An 18,170-nucleotide genomic window follows, 5' to 3' on the forward strand; every position below is an offset into this window, starting at 1 on the left:
GCGCGAGCGCTGGGGTCAGCTCTCCTCGAGGCGCGGGAACAGCGCCGCGCCCTTCGTGACCGTCGTGCCGGCCGGCAGCGCGCCGAACGACGCCGCCGAGCTCACCGGCTGCGCCGCGAGCGACCCGAGCGCGGCCTCGGCGCCCAGCGCCTCCCACAGCGCGGCGGCCGCCTTGGGCGTCACCGGGTGCAGCAGCACCGCGAGCGCCCGCAGCGCCTCGGCAGCCGTGACGAGCGACGTCGCCAGGCGGCCGCCGTCCACGCCGTGGCCGTCGGCGTCGGTCTCGCCCGGCTCCTTGGCCACCTTCCACGGCTGCGTCTCGGTGATGTAGAGGTTCGCGGCGTCGACGAGCGTCCACACGGCGGCGAGCGCGTCGTGGATGGCGAGCCTGTCGATCGCGGCCTCGGCGTCGGCGACGGCCTGCGCGGCCACGGCCTCCAGGCCGGTCTCCAGGTCGGTGAGCACGCCCGGCGCGGGCAGCGCCCCGCCGAAGTACTTGCCGACCATCGCCGCGACGCGCGAGGCGAGGTTGCCGAACCCGTTGGCGAGCTCGCCGTTGTAGCGCGCGACCATGTCCTCCCAGGAGAACGAGCCGTCGCCGCCGAACGCGATGGTCCGCATGAAGTAGTACCGGAACGCGTCGGAGCCGAACGTGTCGATGATGTCGCTCGGCGCGATGCCCGTCAGGCGCGACTTCGACATCTTCTCGCCGCCCACGAGCAGCCAGCCGTGCGCGAACACCTGCTGCGGCAGCGGCAGGCCCGCGGCCATGAGCATGGCGGGCCAGATGACCGCGTGGAACCGCAGGATGTCCTTGCCGACCAGGTGGACGCTCGCGGGCCACACCTTCTCGAACCGCTCGGGGTCCGCGCCGTACCCGACGGCGGTCGCGTAGTTGAGCAGCGCGTCGAACCACACGTAGAGGACGTGCTTGTCGTCCCACGGGATCGGCACCCCCAGTCGAACGTGGAGCGGGAGATCGACAGGTCCTGGAGCCCTTGCTTGACGAACCCGATGACCTCGTTGCGGGCGGACGCCGGCTGCACGAACTCGGGGTGCTCCTCGTAGAGCGCGAGCAGGCGGTCGGCGTACGCGCTCATGCGGAAGAAGTAGTTCTGCTCGGCGAGCATCTCGACCGGCTTGAGGTGGATCGGGCACACCTTCTGGCCCTCGAAGTCGCCGGTGCCGTCGACGAGGTCGCCGGGAAGCTTGTACTCCTCGCAGCCCACGCAGTACGGGCCCTCGTAGCTGCCCTCGTAGATCTCGCCCTTGTCGTGCAGGTCCGTGAGGAACGTCTGCACCGCGGTCTCGTGGCGGGCCTCGGTGGTGCGGATGAAGTCGTCGTTGCGCGCGTCGAGCGTGTGCAGCACGGGCTTCCACGCGGTCTCGACGAGCCGGTCGGCCCACTCCTGCGGGCTCACGCCGTGGGCGGTGGCGGTGCGCAGCACCTTCTCGCCGTGCTCGTCGGTGCCGGTGAGGAACCAGACGTCCTCCTGCCGCTGGCGGTGCCACCGCGTGACGACGTCCGCCGCCACGGTCGTGTACGCGTGCCCGATGTGGGGGGCGTCGTTGACGTAGTAGATCGGCGTCGTCAGGTAGAACGGCTTCGCGGGCATGCGCCCCATGGTAGATGCGTCGCGCGCGGTCAGTCCGGCGCGATCACCACGTGGAGCAGCCGGTCGTCGCCGTCGCGGGGTCTCCCGCGCCCGTCGGTGTTGTTCGTCAGCACCCACAGCGACCCGTCGGGGGCGGCGACGACGTCGCGCAGCCGCCCCTCGCCGTCGACCACCACCTGCGGCACCCCAACGGCAACACCCCCGCCCGCACCCGGTCCGAGCGGCACCCGCCACAACCGCTCCCCGCGCAGCGACGCGAGGTAGGCGGCCGCACCCACCCCAGGCTGATCGTCGGTTCGGGGACTGATCGTCGGTTCGGATCGACGATCCGACCCCGAACCGACGATCGGTCCGCCCGCGATCGCGAGGCCCGACGGCGATGCGTCGCGCGTGCGCCACGTTGCCAGCGGGCGGGCGAAGCCGTCCGCGACGGCAGGGCCGCCGACCGGGCCCGGGGCGGACTCCGGGCCGGCACCTTCGACCTCGGGCCAGCCGTAGTTCGCGCCCGGCCGGATCTCGTTGAGCTCGTCCCACGTGTCCTGCCCGAACTCGCTCGCGAGCATCCGGCCGTCCGCGTCCCACGCGATGCCCTGGACGTTGCGGTGCCCCAGGCTCCACACGGGCGACCCCGGGTCCGGGTTGCCCGGCGCGGGGTCGCCGTCGGGCGTGATGCGCAGGATCTTGCCGCCGAGCGACGCCGGGTCCTGCGCGGCCGGCCGGTCGCCGGCGTCGCCCGTGGTGACGTAGAGGTAGCCGTCCGGCCCGAGCTTGAGGCGGCCGCCGTCGTGGTTGCCGGCCTTCGGGATGCCGTCGAGCACCGTGGTGAGCCCGCCGAGCTCGGGTTCGCCTCCGAGCGTCAGGCTCCCGCGCACGACGGCGTTGGCGTCCGCGCCCGTGCGGTAGAGGAACACGGTGACGGCTCCCTCTCCGGCCGACGCGTCGACGGCCGCACCGAGCAGGCCGGCCTCTCCGCCGGGCCGCGTCTCCCGCGCGAGCTGGTCCGCGCCGTCGCCGCGCACCCGCACGACGTCCCCGTCGTCGGGGTCGACGACGACGACGCGGGCCTCGTCGCGCAGCGTGACGAGGAGGCGCCCGTCGGGCAGCGGGGCGAGGGCCCACGGCGCAGGCAGACCGGTGGCGACCGTCGTGACCTCGGCCGTGACCGGCGCGGAGGAGCCGAGCACGGGGCGGTCGGCGTCGGCGGTCGTCCCAGGGCTGCCGCTGACCTGCGCGGACGCCTCCGGGGCCGGCGGCGCGGGGACGCCCGCGTCGCACCCCGCGGCCACCGCGGCGACGAGCACGGCGAGCCCCGCCGCGACCGCCGTCGGCCGCGAGCGCCCCGGCCGTCGCCGCCGTCCTCCGCCTGCGGGCCTCATCGACCCATCGTGACCGGTCCGCCCTCCGGAGCGCATCCCAGGGCGACCTGCCCGCCAGGCGCCTACGCTGGCCAGAAGCGGAATCATCGGGTCGAGGAGGATCCATGAACCCCAGAGTGCTGAGCTTCGTCGTCGCCGCCATCGCCTACGGCATCACGCTGACGATCGCGGACATCGTCCTGTCCCGGATGCACGTGCCCTTCCTGACGGGACTCCTCGCGTGGGCCCTGTTCACGCTGTCGATCACACTGATCCGCCCCGTGCTGACCCGGACGCTCGGCAAGAGCGTCCACGGCTACACGTGGGTGATCGGCCTGGCGACGGTGCTGCTGTCCCTCATCGTCACGACGCTCCTGACCCCGATGCGGATCTCGGGCTTCATGACGTGGGTGTGGGCGACGCTCATCGTGTGGGTCGGCACGATCGTCTACGACATGGTCGACGACCGGCTCGTCGCGGCCGCCCGGCCGATCGCCGACAAGGTGCAGGGCGAGATCGACGAGCGCCTCGACCGCGGCGGGCCGCGTGGCACCGGCACCGGCATCCCCGGCACGGGCATGCCCGGCGTCGGCGGCGCCCCGGGGATGCCGCCCACGGACCCGACCGGTTCCGGCCCGGGATACCCGCCGCCGTCGGCCTGACCCGGCCGGCGGCTCTCCACCCGTGGCACGGGATGACAGGCTGGTGGCATGACCTCCCGCCGCGCCCTCGTCGTCGTCGACGTCCAGCCCACCTTCTGCGAGGGCGGTGAGCTCGCCGTCGACGGCGGCAACCGCGTCGCCGACGACGTCGCGGCGTACCTGCGCGCGCACCGCGACCGGTACGCCGTCGTCGTCACCACGCAGGACTGGCACGTCGACCCGGGCCCCCACTTCAGCGACCACCCGGACTTCGTCGACTCGTGGCCGCCGCACGGCGTCGCGGGCACGCCCCACGCCGAGCTGCACCCGGCGCTCGCCGGGCTGACGTTCGACGCGTCGATCAAGAAGGGCCAGTTCGACCCCGGCTACTCGGGCTTCGACGGCGTGGAGTCGTCGGGCCGCACGCTCGAGCAGCTCCTGCGCGACGAGGACGTCGACGCGGTGGACGTCGTCGGCCTGGTGCTGTCGCACTGCGTCAAGCACACGGCCCTCGACGCGGCCCGCCTGGGCTGGCCGACGACGGTCCTGACAGACCTGACGATCCCGGTGTCGCCGGAGCAGGGCGCAGAGGCAGAGGCGACCCTGAAGGCCGCCGGTGTCACCCTCACCCCCAGCGAGGGGTGACAGCCCGGCACTCTGTCGTCAGACCGTGCGCCCGGGGTGCCGGTCTGACGACAGAGTGCCGGCTTGACGAGCGATGGTGCCGGCTGAACGTCAGCGGGCCGCGAGGGCCGCGTTGTAGAGGTCGCGGCGGCTCGCGCCCGAGGCCTCCGCCACCGCGGCGGCCGCCTCCTTGAGGCGTTCGCCCGCGGCCACCCTTTCCAGGACCTCGCCCACCAGGTCCTCCAGCGACGGCGTCTCCGCGGCCGGGGCTCCCCCGACGACGACGCAGATCTCGCCGCGCAGGCCCGGGCCGCCGTCCGCCTCGCGGGCCTCGACCTCGGAGACCAGCGCGGACAGCGGGCCGCGCAGCACCTCCTCGTAGGTCTTCGTCAGCTCGCGGCACACGGCCGCCGGGCGGTCGGCCCCGAACACCGCGGACATCGCCGCGAGCGTCGCCGCGATGCGGTGCGGCGCCTCGAAGAACACCATCGTGCGCGGCTCCGCGGCGAGCGCCGCGAAGGTGCGCGACCGGTCGCCGGGCTTGCGGGGCGCGAACCCCTCGAACGTGAACCGGTCCGTGGGCAGCCCCGACAGCGCCAGCGCCGTCAGCACCGCCGACGGCCCGGGCGCCGCCGTCACCCGCACGCCGCGCTCCACGGCCCGCGCGACCGCCCGGAACCCGGGGTCGGACACGGCGGGCATCCCGGCGTCCGTCACGACGACGACGGTGCCGCCGCCGTCGACGACGTCGAGCAGCTCGTCGGCGCGGGCCGCCTCGTTGTGCTCGTAGAACGACACGACCCGGCCGCCCACGCGCACGCCCAGCCGGTCGGCGAGCGCGTGCAGCCGCCGGGTGTCCTCCGCGGCGACGACGTCGGCCGTCGTCAGCAGGCGGCGCAGGCGCGCGGAGGCGTCCTCGGAGTTGCCGATCGGGGTCGCGGCGAGGACGAGCGAGCCGGCCTCGCGCGCCGGGACGCCGGAGACGCGGGCGTCCGCGGCGTCGTCTCCGGTCCCGGGCGCGTCATCCGGCGTGAGGCTCATGGCCCTACGATCCCACGCCCCCTACGATGCGACGGTGACCGACCCCCAGGACGCCCGCCCCGGCGAGCCGGCCCCGACCACGTTCGAGTCGCCGCTGGTCGACGCGCCGCCGCCGGTGCGCGCGCGGCTGCTGACGGAGCAGCGGGCCGAGCGCGGGCTGTTCGAGCCCACGTCCGCGACCGCCGTCGTCGACGAGCCCACGCACGACCGCCTGCTGCGCGCCCTGCTGGGCCGCCAGCGGCTCGCGCTCGGCACGGGGCGGCGCGAGCGGCTGGTCGACTGGGTGGGCACGGTCCTGATCGTCGTCCTGGCCGCCGTGACCCGCCTGCAGAACCTGGGCCGCCCGGGCTCGCTCGTGTTCGACGAGACGTACTACGTCAAGGACGCGTTCACGCTGGGGCGCCTGGGCTTCGAGGCGCAGTGGCCCCCGGACCCGAACCCGGCGTTCGAGGCCGGGAACGTCGAGACGTACCTCCACACGGCCGCCTACGTGGTCCACCCGCAGGTGGGCAAGTGGCTCATCTCGCTGGGCATGGACCTGGGCGGCGGGGCCACGTCCAGTGCCGCGTGGCGGCTCGCGAACGCCGTCGTCGGCATCCTCGCGGTGCTGCTGATCATCCGGATCGCGCGCCGCCTGTTCGCGTCGACGCCGATGGGCCTGGTCGCGGGTCTGCTGTTCGCCGTCGACGGCGCGGCGATCGTGCACTCACGCGTCGCGCTGCTCGACCAGTACGTCATGTTCTTCGCGCTCGTGGCGTTCGGCTGCCTGGTCATGGACCGCGAGTGGGCGCGACGGCGGCTGGCCGGACGGGTGGCGTCGATCCTCGGCGCGGGCGGGAGCGTCGACCGGTACGGGCCGCGGCTGGGGTTCCGCTGGTGGCGCCTGGCCGCGGGCGTGTCGCTCGGCCTGGCCTGCGGCTCCAAGTGGTCGGGGCTGTACTTCGTCGCCGCCTTCGGGCTCCTCACGGTGCTGTGGGACCTGTCGGCGCGCCGCCGGGCCGGCATCGGCCGCTGGTGGGAGGACGCGCTCGTCGTCGACGGGCTGCCCGCGTTCCTGCAGATCGTGCCGACGGCCGTGCTGGTCTACGTGGCGACGTGGTGGTCGTGGTTCGCGACGCCCGGCGCCTGGGGCCGCCAGTGGGCCGCGCAGAACCCGGGCCAGGGCGTCACCTGGCTGCCCGAGGCCCTGCGCTCGTTCGTGCAGTACCACGTGCAGATGTGGAACTTCCACACAGGCCTGACGACGGAGCACAGCTACCGGTCGAACCCGATCGGCTGGATCATCCAGTGGCGCCCCACCTCGTTCTACTGGAACCCGCAGGGCGAGACGACGCAGGCCATCACGTCGCTCGGCAACCCGCTGCTGTGGTGGCTCGCGGCGCTCGCGATCGTCGCCGTCGTCGTCTTCGGCGTCACGCGCCGCGACTGGCGCGCGTTGGCGGTGCTCTCCGGGACCATCGCGGGCTGGCTGCCGTGGGTCGTCACGTACGACAGCACGCAGCGCACCGTGTTCACCTTCTACACGATCGCGTTCGCCCCGTGGGTGGTGCTCACGCTCGTGTACGTGGGCGTCATCGGGCTGGAGCACACCGAGAACAGGCCCGCGGCGCGCCGCAAGGTGGTGTGGGCCATCGCCGCCGTCGTCGCGGCGATCCTGGCCGTGTCCGCGATCTTCTACCCGCTGTGGACGGCCCAGCCCGTGCCGTTCCAGTTCTGGCGCCACGTCATGGTGCTGCGCAACTGGATCTAGGTCGCAGACGCATGCTGGCGTCCGTGGCCGCCATGGACGAGAAGTCCACGTCAGGACCCCGAACCGGAGAGGAACGGATGATCCGCCAGAGCATCGAGCTGTGGGTCGAGAACGCCGGCAGGGTCCTTCTGCTTCGCGTCGCCGCAGGACGCGATCACCCGGCCTTCTGGCAACCCGTCACGGGTGGCGTCGAGGGAGAGGAAGACGTTCGCGAAGCCGCCGTGCGCGAGCTGCGAGAGGAGACCGGGCTCATCGCTTCCTCCTCGGACCTCGATCTCGTCGCTCGGGACATCCTCGTGCCCATCAGCTCGGACCTGTCCGTGAACAAGGCCCTGTTCAGGCTGTGCACGGACGAGTCCGAGGTCACGGTCAACCCCGAAGAACACACCGACTTCAGGTGGGTCGACGCCGCAGAGGTCGAGGACAGGCTCTTCTGGGAGAGCAACCGCACGACCTGGGGCCTCGTCCGTCCGTCACCGTGATGCGAACATCGCGTCGGTCGACACCCGCGAAGGCTCAGGCCCCCACGGCGGGCGCCCAGGCGGCGTCCTTGCTGCGGTGCCAGGCCCAGCCCTCGGCGTCCCAGGTGCGGGCGTGCGCGACGACGCGCGTCCGGAACGACTGCCAGTCGCGCGACGACGCGGGCGTCCACGCCACCTCGGCGAGGGCGGGCACGCGCGGCAGCAGCATCGAGAAGACGTGGTCGACGGTCTCGATCGTCTCGGTCCACAGCGCGGCGGAGACGCCGGCGACGGCCTCGGCGGGCAGGCCGGGGATGGTCGCCGTCGGCTCCCACTCGTAGGAGTCGTGGAGGTCGACGTCGTGCCCGATCCAGTCCTGGCCGATCGGGTGGCCGGCCTCGGGCTTCTGGTCGACGTAGGCGTGCGACGCGGGTGACATGACGAACCTGGCGCCGGCTGCGGCGGCCTTGAAGAACGGTGCGGGATCCACGCGCGGGTCCCAGTACTGGAGGATCGCGCCCGCGACGTCCGCGGGCGCGGCCTCCTGCCAGGCGACGGGCGTCTTCCCGGCGGCGCGCACGGCGTCGAGCGCGAGGTCGACGAGCTGCACGTACTCGGGCTCGTCGAGCGTGTGGCACTCGTCGCCGCCCACGTGCACGTACCGCCCGAGCGTGGCGGCGGCGACGTCGCCGAGCACGTCGCGGACCCACGGCCCGGTGGCGGGGTTGTCGATCCACAGCCGCGAGAACCCCACCTCCATGCCGCCGTACGCGGGCGTGGGCACGCCGTCGGGCCGTAGCTCGCCGCACGCGTGCGTGGCGGCGTTGGTGTGCCCGGGCAGGTCGATCTCGGGCACGATCTCGACGAACCGGGCGGCGGCGTACTCCTGGAGGTCGCGGTACTCGTCCAGGGTGAGGTAGCCGCGCTCGCCGTCGGGCACGAGGCCGCCGGACTGCGTGCGTCCCGAGACGTCCGCGAGCGCCGGCCGGGACGGCACCTCGATACGCCAGCCCTGGTCGTCGGTGAGGTGCAGGTGCAGCACGCGCAGCTTGTACGCCCCGGCGAGGTCGACGACGCGGCGCAGCACCGCGGGCCCGAACCAGTGGCGTGCGACGTCGAATGTCAGCCCCCGCCACGCGAACCGCGGGGCGTCGCGCACGGCGACGACGGGGGCGGTGCGCTCCGGGCCGACGAGCTGGCGCAGGGTGCGCAGGCCGTGCAGCAGGCCCACCTCGGCGGGGGCGGTGACCGTCACGCCGTCCGGGCGCACGTCGAGCGCGTAGGACTCGTCGTCGGCGCCGGGCTCCAGCACCAGCTCCACCACGGTGCCCGCGGGCGCCTTGCCGCGCTTCGCCAGCACCTGCGGGCCTGCGCCCGTCACCTCGACGCCGAGCGGCGCGAGCAGCTCGGTGGCCAGCGGCGTCCAGCGCAGCGGGTGGTCGCTGACCACGACGACGCGCGCGACGTCGAGCGTCCCCTCCCCCGGCTCCACGGTCGTCGGCCACGGGACCAGCGGGAACGCAGCAGTCATCACAGTCCTTCCAGGACCCCGGAGTCGACGACCGCGACCTGCGGCCGGGCGGCGAGGGCGTCGCCGCCCTCGACGGCGGTGCCGAGCGAGTGCACGGCGAGCAGCACCTGCGGCAGGGCGTGGTCGGCCGTCAGCGCGGCCAGGTGGTCCACGACCTCTTGGAGCTCGGCGACCGTGACGGCCCCGCCGCGCTCGCGCCCGGCGCCCGAGCGGCGCTGCTCCGGGTGCACCAGGACGCCGACGCCGCCCGTGCTCAGCAGCGGGTCGAGCGCCCGCACCTGGTCGAGCAGGGTGGCGCTGCCGCCCTCGAGCTCGAGCACGACGTAGAGGCCCTTGCGGCGGGCGGCCTCGACGAGCGGGGTGAGCGTCTCGACCGTCTCGGGGCGCAGGTACGTGCGGTCCGTGCCGGCCTCGCGCACGCGTGCCGAGGCCCGCAGCACGAGGGTCGGCAGCGTCGTCGAGGCGGCCGGGTCGGCGGGGGCCGAGGGCGGGTCGTCGTCGGTCGCGGCGAGCATCTGCTGGGGCGCGTCGCTCACGCGGGCGGCGGTCGCGGCGAAGGTCGCGCCGGCCAGGCGCTGGGTGCCGTTCGGGAGCACCTGCCCGGTCTCGGCGGCGGCGACCTGCCACGCGAACGCGTCGGCGTCGGCGAAGCCCGGCCCGACGCCGACGACGGTGAGCGCCTGCGCGTCGTTGACGGTGCGGACGGACGCGGCCGTCGCGCCCAGGTCGCCGCCCGGGACGACCTCCGTCACGGCTCCGGCCGCCCGCAGCGTGGCGAGCGCGGCCTCCTGCCCGTCGGTGGGGTCGACGAGCGCGAGCACCTCGGTGAGCCGGGTCGCCGGCGTCGTCGGCAGGGTGTCGCCGAGCGCGTGGCGCAGGTCCTCCAGGGCCGCGTGCTCCATGACGGGCGCCCCGTCGGGTCCGTCGGTCACGGCCGCGTCGGGGTCGAGGTGCACGACCTTCAGGCCCGCGGCGTCGGCGGCGGCGGTCGCGGCCGACGGGGTGGCGTCGCCGTCGACGGGCAGCCGGTCGTCCTCGACGACGACGGCGCCGCGCGCGCCCAGCCGCTCCGCCTCGCTCTGCACGCTGCGGTCGGCGGGTCCGTCCGCCCACAGCACGGGGGCGTCGAGCGCGGTGGCGACGGCGGACAGCACGGGGGCCGCGGCCTCGTCGCCGAACGACGCCAGCACGACGACGGGCGCGCGCTCGAACACGAGCCGGCTCGCGTCGAGGGCGAGCTCCGCCGGGTCGGCCGCGGTCAGCGTCGTCGTGTGGTCCTGGAGCTGACGGACCTCGACGGCGGGCGCGCCCGACGGGGAGGCGGTGGGGACGTCGGGCTCCGGGGCGCAGCCCACGAGCCCGGCCGTCAGGGCGAGGGCGAGGGTGGCGACCACCGCGCGACGCACGAGTCGTACCTGACGGAGATCCACGTGCCCATCCTCACCCATCCGCGGAGGGCCTCGCCACGCCGTGCACGGATCGTCGCCGAACCGGGACCCACGAGGTTCGCCGACAGGCCGACCTCAGAAGTCCTCGCGCACGGCGAACCGGCCCGACGGGTCGTCGCCGTCGTCGCCGACGGCGAACCCGGCGCTCGCCAGGCGCGCGACGACCCGGGCGACGTCCTCCTCCGTCGGGCGCTCGAGGACGCGCCGCTTCATCGCGTCGATGATCGCGCTGCGGCTCAGCGGCTCCGGTTCGTCCTCGATGAGCGTCCCCACGACGGCGTCGACCTCCGCGTCGGAGAGCCTGCGGTGCAGCACCTCGAGCAGCGGGATGTAGTCCTGGTGCGGGACGCCCTCGTTGTAGCCCCCCCGCAGCCAGCCCAGGATCCGCTGCATCCGGTTCTCGTGCGTCGTCATCGCGACCTCACTTCCCGAACATCTGCTTGCCGAACACGATGACGACGACCCCGAAGGCCGCCACCAGGACGCACAGCCCGAAGCACACGACCGCGCCCACGCGCCCGGCCGTCGTCGTCGGCGGGCGCTCGTCGGACTCGGGGTCGAACGGGTGGCCGGGCGGCACGTTCGCGAGCGAGCGCATGCCGAGCGCGAAGAGCGCGGGCAGGCCCGCGCCGAGCAGCAGCCCGACGACGAGCACCTGCAGGATCGACGTGCCGATCGCACGGAAGTCGATGTCCATGGGGCCCTCCGTTCAGCGGGTGGTCGCCGCGTCGGGCGCCCACTCGTCGTTGACGTTGTGCGCCGAGACTGCCGTCTTGCGCGAGTGCAGGTACATCCACCCGGACAGCACGACCAGGAGGACGAAGACGAGGACCACGCCCCAGACGCCGCCGAGCGCGGTCTCGACGGCCCAGCACGCGGCGCCGACCAGGCCGGCCGACGGCAGCGTGATGAGCCAGGCGACGGCCATGCGGCCGGCGACGCTCCAGCGCACCTCGGCGCCCTTGCGGCCCAGGCCCGTGCCGAGGATCGATCCGGTGGCCACGTGCGTGGTCGACAGCGGCAGGCCCAGGTGGCTCGAGGTCAGGATGATCGCGGCCGACGACGCCTCGGCGGCCATGCCCTGCGGCGGCGCGATCTCGACGAGGCCCTTGCCGAGCGTGCGGATGACGCGCCAGCCGCCCAGGTAGGTGCCGAGCGCGATCGCGAACGCGCACGCCGCCTTGACCCAGAACGGGATCGAGTCGTCGGGCGTGAGCGCCTCGTGCGCGACGAGCGCGAGGAAGATCACGCCCATGGTCTTCTGCGCGTCGTTGGTGCCGTGCGCCAGGGAGACCAGCGACGCGGAGCCGATCTGGCCCCAGCGGAACCCACGGTCCTCGGTGTGCCGTGGCACGCGGGCGGTGAGCCGGTAGATCAGCCGCGTCCCGACGGCGGCCACCAGGGCCGCGATCACGGGCGAGAGCAGCGCGGGGATCATGACCTTGCCGATGACGCCGGCCCACTTCACGCCGCTCTCGCCGTTGACCAGGCCCCAGACGAACGCGGCCCCGATGAGCCCGCCGAACAGCGCGTGCGACGACGACGACGGGAGCCCCAGCAACCAGGTGAACAGGTTCCACAGGATGCCGCCCACCAGCCCGGCGAAGACGATGAGCATGAGGTCTTCGCCCTGCGCGTGGGAGAGGTCGACGACGTCGCCGCCCACGGTCTTGGCGACCTCGATCGACAGGAACGCGCCGACGAGGTTGAGCACCGCCGACAGGCCGACGGCCACGCGCGGCGGCAGCGCCCCCGTGGCGATCGACGTGGCCATCGCGTTCCCCGTGTCGTGGAACCCGTTCGTGAAGTCGAAGACGAGGGCGGTGCCGACGACCAGGACGAGGACCGTGATCTCTTCCACGCGACCATCCTCGCGTACTCCGGCGCCCGGCGTGTACCGAGCGGGACCCTGGCGCCCCGTGTCGATAGACACAGACGTGTTCGAACATCTGTTCTATCCTGGGTGGCATGGACAGGGTGCCGGGACGGGACGCGCCGGAGCAGGCGCCTCGGCAGCAGCGCGACGCCGCGCGGGTGACGCGCCCTGAGACGCCGCTGCCCGTCCGCGTCTGGGTCACCCAGCGGCAGACGGGCACGTTCGAGGCCGACGGGCTCGCCGTCGCGTGGACGGACCGGCAGGTCGAGGTGCGCTACGACGACCCGCACGGCCGCGAGGGCTTCGTGTGGGTGTGGGCGAGCGCCGTGACCCGGCGGCCTGCCGCGTAGCCGGCGTCGCGCCGTCAGCGTCCGGGCGGCGGCGCCAGCCGGCGGACCATCCGCCAGTGGTTCTCGCCGCCGGCCCGCTCGAGCTCGATCATGTCGAGCACCGCCCCGGCCAGCGCGAGCCCGCGCCCCGACTCAGCGTCCTCCCCCGGCATCACGGCGTCCAGGCCGGGCGTGAACTCCTGGCCGGTGTCGTCCAGCTCCGCCTCGATCTGCGCGTCGCTGACCTTGAGCGTGAGGCGCCACCGCACCTCGCCCGCGGGTCGTCCGTGCTCGACGACGTTGTTGGCGATCTCGATGACGGCCGTCTCGAACAGCATGAGGTCGGTCGGGTCCACGTCGGGGTGGTCGGCGCCGGCGCGCTCGAGCAGCCGGTGGACCTTCTCGAGCTGGGCCGGCACCGCGAACCCCTCGAGCACGTACCGCGACTCACCACTCACGGCCGGCCTCCTCGACGGTGTCGTACGGCGCGAGGATCCGGTCGAGGTTCGTGAGCTTCAGGACGGCGAGCACCTGCGGCCCGGCCTGGGCGATCCGCAGGTCCCCGCCGGCCTGCCGGGCCGACTTGAGGCCGCCGACGAGCGCGCCGAGCCCCGAGGAGTCCACGGAGTCCACCTCGCCGAGGTCCACCACGATGCGCGACCGGCCCTCGCGCACCAGGTCGTCGATGCGCGCCTTGACGGGCGGCGCCGTGATGAGGTCGAGCCTGCCGCGCGGCACGATCGCGACGAACCCGTCCTCGTCCAGCTCCTGGAAGTCCATCAGACCTGCTCCTCCTCCTGCCGGGTGGCCCCGGCGCCGGGCGCGCTCCCCGTGCGTCGGACGACGACGGCGGTGACGTCGTCGGACGTGCCGCGCGCCGCCGCGTACGCGACGATCCGGTCGACCACGTCGGCGCAGCTCATGGGCGGCTCCAGCAGCCGCTCGACGCCGTCGAGCGCGGCCTCCACGCTGCCGAAGACGTCGAACACGCCGTCGCTGACGACGACGAGCAGCTCGTCCTCCGCGAGCACGTCGTGCGCCGACGTCCACGTCGTGTCCACGGGCATGCCGAGCGGCAGCTGGTCCTGCGTGAGCCGGCGGACGCCACGGGGGGACGCGATGACGCCGAGCCCGTGGCCGGCGTCGACGTACTCGACGTCCCCCGTGCGGGGGTCGACGCGGCCCGCCCACAGCGTCACGAAGCGGCCGTTGCTGTCGAGGTCGCGCGCGGTCGTCTCGGCGGAGCGCCGCACGGCCTCCGCGACGCCGACGTAGCGCGCGTGCGTGCGCAGCACCGCGCGCACCTCGGAGGCGATGAGCGAGGCGGCGAGGCCCTTGCCCATGACGTCGGCGAGCAGGAGGCGCAGCTCGTCGCCGCCCTCCCCGGGCTGGACCTGCCAGTCGAAGAAGTCCCCGCCGGCCTCGCGCGCCTGGAGCACGCGCCCGGCGACCTCGAGGCCCTCCAGGGCGGGCGGCTCGCTCGGCAGGAGCAGCCGCTGCACCTCGCCGGCCCGCGCCATCTCCTCCTGGACCGACAGCTCGCGCTCGAGCATCGCGCCCAGGTCGGCGAGCATCTCGCGCTGGGTCGGGCCGAGGTCGCGCGGCACCAGGTCGAGGATGCACAGCACGCCCACCTTGGCCCCGCTCGCGGCGTGCAGCGGCACCCCCGCGTAGAAGCGCACGCGCGGCGGCCCGGCCACGATCGGGTACTGCCGGAAGCGCTCGTCGGCGCGCAGGTCCGCGATCTCGACGACGTCGTCCTGCTCGATCGTGAACCGGCAGATCGACTCCGAGACCGGCGAGCTCGCGCGCGGCGTGCCCACCGCCGCGACGGTGTGCTGCTCGTGCTCGCCGAGCAGGTTGAGCGCCGCGATCGGCGCGCCGAAGATCGCCTGGGCGAGGCGCACCACGCGGTCGTACCGGCCGTCGGCGGGCGCGGCGGCGAGGGCGTCGGCGTGCTGCTGCCCCGTGGTCACCGGGTGGCCCCTCAGGCCCCGGCGCCGGCGGCCGCAGCGTCGAGGATCGGCTCCACCGCGAGCACGGAGCGCCGCGTGGCCGCCCACCCCATGCCGACGTTCGTGCGCCGGTCCGCGATGAGTACGACGAGGGCCTCGGGGTGGTTGGGCAGGATCATCATGAAGTGGACGGTGCGGCGCGTGGTCATCTGCACCTCCTCGATGAGGTGCTCCGACGGCACGCCGCGCCGCGCCGAGATGAGGTCCTCGACGTGGGTGACGGTCGCCCCGCGGAACATCTGCACCGACGCCGCGGCGACGGCCTCGAGGTAGGTCTGGTTGAAGTAGGCGATGTCGTGCGCGACGCCCAGCAGCTCGCCCGTCCGCAGGTCAGCCACGGCACAGCCGAGCGCGCCGTCGACCTCGTCCACCACGGCGCGCATCACGTCATCGAGCCTGCTCACGGCTCCACAGTAGGCGTGGCACCTCTGTCCGGCAGTTCGTCGTCGACCCGTGCGCCCGGGCGCACGGGTCGACGACGAACTGCCGGGCTGCGGTCAGTCCTCGCGGGCGTCCTTGACGCGGGCTACGAGCTGGGTCGGGTTCACGAACCGCAGCGCGACGACGAGGATGACGAGCATGGTGACCGTGTACATCACGGCCATGGCGGAGATGAGCTGGCGCGCCTCGCCGCCGCCCGCCGACGTCATCGCCCGGTAGATCGACACCACGAGCGTGTCCGACCCCGGCCCGGAGACGAGGAACGTCAGCTCGAACATGCCGACCGTGCGGACGAGCACGAGGATGCCCGCCGCGAGGATGCCGGGCACCAGCAGGGGCGCGAGCACGCGCGTGAACACCTGCCGGATCGAGGCCCCGCACATGCGCGCGGCCGACTCGATCGACGGGTTGATCTGCTCGATGAACGGCGTCATCGTCAGGATCACGAACGGGATGGACGGAACGAGGTTCACCAGGATCACGGCGACGACCGTGCGCCCCAGCCCGAACGCGTACATGACCGTCGCGAGCGGGATGCCGTACGTGATGGGCGGCATGAGGATCGGCAGCAGGAAGAGGGCCGTGACGGCCTTCTTGCCCGGGAAGCTCCGCCGCGCCAGCAGGTACGACGCGGGCACGCCCACGAGCACCGAGATGACGACGACGGCGAGGGCCACGCCGACCGTCACGCCGATGACCTCGCCGAGCTCGAACCGCTCCCAGGCGCTCGAGTACCAGGAGGTCGACCACGCGGCGGGCAGCCAGCCCTCGAACCACTGCTTGCCGAACGAGTCGACGACGACGGCGACGATGATGCCGGCGAGGAACACCAGGAACACGGCCATGCCGGCCCAGACGAACCACGTCGAGGGGGACGCGACGAGCGACCGCTCGCCGGGCAGGGTCTGCGCCTTGCGGCGCCCTGCAACGGTGGTGGTGGCCATCAGCCCTTGCCTCCAGTCGAGCCCTTGTACAGCAGCGAGCGCCACGCGAACACGATCGCGACCACGACCAGCTCGACGAGGCCCATGACGAGCGCGATGGTCGAGGCCATCGGGTAGTCGAGCTGCTCGCCGAAGGAGCGGTAGGCCATGAGCGCCATGACGCGCGTCTCGCCGCCCGGGTCACCGACGAGCCGCGCGGACGGGAACACCGAGAACGCGAGCACGAAGGTGAGGATGAACGTCGTCGCGAGGCCCGGGGCGAGCAGGGGCAGCACGATCTTGCGGAACCGCTGCCACCACCCGGCACCCAGCGTCCGGGCGGCCGACTCGAGCGACGGGTCGATGCCCGACAGGTACGAGCTGACCAGCAGGAACGCGAACGGGAACCCGGTGATGATCAGGGAGAACATCACGCCGAGGTAGTTGTTGACGAGCTTGAGCGGCTCGTCGATCAGCCCGATCGTCAGGAAGAACCGGTTGATCCAGCCCTGGCGCCCGGCGAAGATCAGCAGGCCCTGCGCGGTGAGCACCGTGCCGAGCGTGATGGGCAGCACGAGCAGCGACGACATGAGGCGCTTGCCGCGGAACTTGCGGCGCAGCACCATCGCGACCGGCACCGAGAGCACCACGTTGAGCAGCGCCGCGGGGACGGCGAGCCGCATCGTGATCCAGATGGAGTCGCGCACGAACGGGTCGCCGAAGAACGCGACGTAGTTCGCGAGCACCCCGCCGCCCCACTGCGCCTGCGTCGCGGCCGTCGGCTGGAAGGTCAGGCCGATGCCGTAGGCGAACGGGTAGACGAACAGCGCGAGCGTGAACAGCAGCGCGGGCAGGACGAGCAGCAGCAGCGGGTCGATGCCCCGCTCGGCGAGGCGGTGGCGCAGGCTCGCGGTCGACCTCGCGCGCCCCGCCGTCGTCGTCGTCATGCCGGCACCTCTTCGCGGCTCGCCTGCGACGACGACGCGGCGTCGTCGGAGGCGTTCGTGAGCTCCTCCGGGAAGACGAGCACGCGCTGGGCGCGGGCGGTGAGCGCCACGCGGTCGCCGACCTCGGGCGCGACGGCGGAGCGCACGTGCACGGTGCGGCCGCCCGCCGTGGTGGCCGAGACGGCGAACTCGCGCCCGTGGTACTCGACGGTCGCGACGGTGGCCTCGACGTCGTTGCCGTCGCGGAGCTGGCCGTCGACGGCGACGACGAGGTCGTCGGGACGCACGGCGACGCGGACGGCGGCGCCGGCCGTGAGCGAGCCGACGGGCACGCCCGTGAGCGTGAACCCGCCGAGGTCGACGCGGGCGACCCCGCCGGAGACCGACGCGACCGTGCCCGGGAGCAGGTTGCGGTAGCCCATGAAGTCGGCGACGTGCCAGTTGCGCGGGTGGTCGTACAGGTCGTCGGGCGTGCCGATCTGCTGCACCTGGCCCTCGCGCAGGACGACGAGGCGGTCGGCGAGCGAGAGCGCCTCCTCCTGGTCGTGGGTGACGTAGATCGTGGTCAGGCCCAGCGACTGGTGCAGGCGGCGGATCTCGGTGCGCATGTCGAGGCGCAGCTTGGCGTCGAGGTTCGACAGCGGCTCGTCCATGAGCACGAGCGACGGCTCGAGCACGACGGCGCGGGCGATCGCCACGCGCTGCTGCTGGCCGCCGGAGAGCTGGCCGGGCAGCTTCTTGGCGTGCTGCTCGAGCTTGACCAGCGCGATCGCCTCCTTGACCCGGGCGGCGATCTGCGGGCGCGGGACGCCGCGCATCTGCAGGCCGAACGCGATGTTCTTCTCCACCGTCAGGTGCGGGAAGAGCGCGTAGTTCTGGAACACCATGCCGAAGCCGCGCTTCTCGGACGGCAGGGTGTCGATGCGCCTGCCGTCGAGCAGGATCTGCCCGTGCGTCAGGGGCAGCAGGCCCGCCAGGCAGTTGAGCGCGGTGGACTTGCCGCAGCCGGACGGCCCGAGCAGGGCGATGAACTCGCCGGCCCTGACCGTCAGGTCGAGCCCCGACAGGGCGTTCTGCTCGCCGAAGCTGCGACCGACTCCGCGCAGCTCGAGCGACTCGAAGGTGGTGGCGCTGATCGCCATCGCTGAGACCTCCTCAGGTCTGCGGTCCGG

At 73.6% G+C, this 18,170-nt stretch carries 19 protein-coding genes and 1 pseudogene; 5 read left to right on the forward strand and 15 right to left on the reverse strand.

Annotated features, from left to right (window positions below):
- Positions 1-15 precede the first annotated feature (15 nt).
- Positions 16-1,625 (reverse strand): annotated as a pseudogene (metG, locus tag ET471_RS02525) (methionine--tRNA ligase).
- Between the two features lie 20 nt (positions 1,626-1,645).
- On the reverse strand, positions 1,646-2,992 hold the full coding sequence (locus ET471_RS02530) for a PQQ-dependent sugar dehydrogenase (RefSeq protein ID WP_129186457.1): 1,347 nt from the start codon (positions 2,990-2,992) through the stop codon (positions 1,646-1,648).
- A gap of 104 nt (positions 2,993-3,096) precedes the next feature.
- On the opposite strand from ET471_RS02530, the gene ET471_RS02535 reads away from it, so the two are divergent.
- The gene (locus ET471_RS02535; protein ID WP_129186458.1) at positions 3,097-3,633 is read left to right on the forward strand and encodes a hypothetical protein; all 537 of its coding nucleotides are present in this window, start codon (positions 3,097-3,099) and stop codon (positions 3,631-3,633) included.
- A 48-nt stretch (positions 3,634-3,681) separates the two neighbouring features.
- Entirely contained in the window at positions 3,682-4,257 is a 576-nt protein-coding gene (locus tag ET471_RS02540) for an isochorismatase family protein (protein ID WP_129186459.1), read from the forward strand.
- 90 nt (positions 4,258-4,347) lie between these two features.
- Here ET471_RS02540 and rsmI read toward each other — a convergent pair whose 3' ends face one another.
- On the reverse strand, positions 4,348-5,277 hold the full coding sequence (gene rsmI, locus ET471_RS02545) for a 16S rRNA (cytidine(1402)-2'-O)-methyltransferase (protein WP_129186460.1): 930 nt from the start codon (positions 5,275-5,277) through the stop codon (positions 4,348-4,350).
- Between the two features lie 34 nt (positions 5,278-5,311).
- Between rsmI and ET471_RS02550 the strand changes: the two genes are divergently transcribed.
- Both ET471_RS02550 and ET471_RS02555 read left to right on the forward strand, forming a co-directional pair.
- A complete protein-coding gene (locus ET471_RS02550) occupies positions 5,312-7,027 on the forward strand; it encodes a dolichyl-phosphate-mannose--protein mannosyltransferase (RefSeq protein ID WP_242496390.1) in 1,716 nt (571 codons plus the stop codon).
- Between the two features lie 32 nt (positions 7,028-7,059).
- On the forward strand, positions 7,060-7,509 hold the full coding sequence (locus tag ET471_RS02555) for an NUDIX domain-containing protein (RefSeq protein WP_242496490.1): 450 nt from the start codon (positions 7,060-7,062) through the stop codon (positions 7,507-7,509).
- A gap of 34 nt (positions 7,510-7,543) precedes the next feature.
- On the opposite strand, the gene ET471_RS02560 is transcribed toward ET471_RS02555, so the two are convergent.
- From ET471_RS02560 to ET471_RS02580, 5 genes are all read right to left on the reverse strand, one after another.
- Positions 7,544-9,019 carry a family 20 glycosylhydrolase gene (locus tag ET471_RS02560; protein ID WP_129186463.1) on the reverse strand — a complete coding sequence of 492 codons (1,476 nt, stop codon included), beginning with the start codon at positions 9,017-9,019 and terminating at the stop codon, positions 7,544-7,546.
- Positions 9,019-10,449 (reverse strand): hypothetical protein, encoded by a 1,431-nt coding sequence (locus ET471_RS02565; protein ID WP_129186464.1) that lies wholly within the window; start codon positions 10,447-10,449, stop codon positions 9,019-9,021. Before ET471_RS02565 ends, ET471_RS02560 begins: the two co-directional genes overlap by 1 nt.
- Before the next feature lie 93 nt (positions 10,450-10,542).
- A complete protein-coding gene (locus tag ET471_RS02570) occupies positions 10,543-10,881 on the reverse strand; it encodes a DUF3349 domain-containing protein (RefSeq protein WP_207207316.1) in 339 nt (112 codons plus the stop codon).
- Positions 10,882-10,888: 7 nt separating this feature from the next.
- A complete protein-coding gene (locus ET471_RS02575) occupies positions 10,889-11,164 on the reverse strand; it encodes a hypothetical protein (protein WP_129186465.1) in 276 nt (91 codons plus the stop codon).
- Between the two features lie 12 nt (positions 11,165-11,176).
- A complete protein-coding gene (locus ET471_RS02580; protein ID WP_207207317.1) occupies positions 11,177-12,328 on the reverse strand; it encodes an inorganic phosphate transporter in 1,152 nt (383 codons plus the stop codon).
- A 107-nt stretch (positions 12,329-12,435) separates the two neighbouring features.
- Between ET471_RS02580 and ET471_RS02585 the strand changes: the two genes are divergently transcribed.
- Positions 12,436-12,693, forward strand: a complete 258-nt coding sequence (locus ET471_RS02585; RefSeq protein ID WP_129186466.1) for a hypothetical protein — start codon at positions 12,436-12,438, stop codon at positions 12,691-12,693.
- Between the two features lie 14 nt (positions 12,694-12,707).
- Here ET471_RS02585 and ET471_RS02590 read toward each other — a convergent pair whose 3' ends face one another.
- The 7 genes from ET471_RS02590 to ET471_RS02620 form a co-directional block, all read right to left on the reverse strand.
- Positions 12,708-13,130 (reverse strand): ATP-binding protein, encoded by a 423-nt coding sequence (locus ET471_RS02590; protein ID WP_129186467.1) that lies wholly within the window; start codon positions 13,128-13,130, stop codon positions 12,708-12,710.
- Positions 13,120-13,452, reverse strand: coding sequence for an STAS domain-containing protein (locus ET471_RS02595; RefSeq protein ID WP_129186468.1), 333 nt, complete (start codon positions 13,450-13,452; stop codon positions 13,120-13,122). Before ET471_RS02595 ends, ET471_RS02590 begins: the two co-directional genes overlap by 11 nt.
- Complete coding sequence (locus tag ET471_RS02600; protein WP_165350380.1) at positions 13,452-14,648, reverse strand: PP2C family protein-serine/threonine phosphatase; 1,197 nt, start codon at positions 14,646-14,648, stop codon at positions 13,452-13,454. Before ET471_RS02600 ends, ET471_RS02595 begins: the two co-directional genes overlap by 1 nt.
- 11 nt (positions 14,649-14,659) lie before the next feature.
- Positions 14,660-15,091: a hypothetical protein gene (locus ET471_RS02605; protein ID WP_129186470.1), complete on the reverse strand. Its 432-nt coding sequence runs from the start codon at positions 15,089-15,091 to the stop codon at positions 14,660-14,662.
- Between the two features lie 93 nt (positions 15,092-15,184).
- Positions 15,185-16,072, reverse strand: a complete 888-nt coding sequence (locus tag ET471_RS02610; protein WP_129186471.1) for an ABC transporter permease — start codon at positions 16,070-16,072, stop codon at positions 15,185-15,187.
- Entirely contained in the window at positions 16,072-16,998 is a 927-nt protein-coding gene (locus tag ET471_RS02615; protein ID WP_129186472.1) for an ABC transporter permease, read from the reverse strand. Before ET471_RS02615 ends, ET471_RS02610 begins: the two co-directional genes overlap by 1 nt.
- Complete coding sequence (locus ET471_RS02620) at positions 16,995-18,140, reverse strand: ABC transporter ATP-binding protein (RefSeq protein ID WP_129186473.1); 1,146 nt, start codon at positions 18,138-18,140, stop codon at positions 16,995-16,997. The genes ET471_RS02615 and ET471_RS02620 overlap by 4 nt, the downstream gene beginning before the upstream one ends.
- Positions 18,141-18,170: the final 30 nt, after the last annotated feature.

The sequence above is a fragment of the Xylanimonas protaetiae genome, from assembly GCF_004135385.1.
Taxonomy (GTDB): Bacteria; Actinomycetota; Actinomycetes; order Actinomycetales; family Cellulomonadaceae; genus Xylanimonas; species Xylanimonas protaetiae.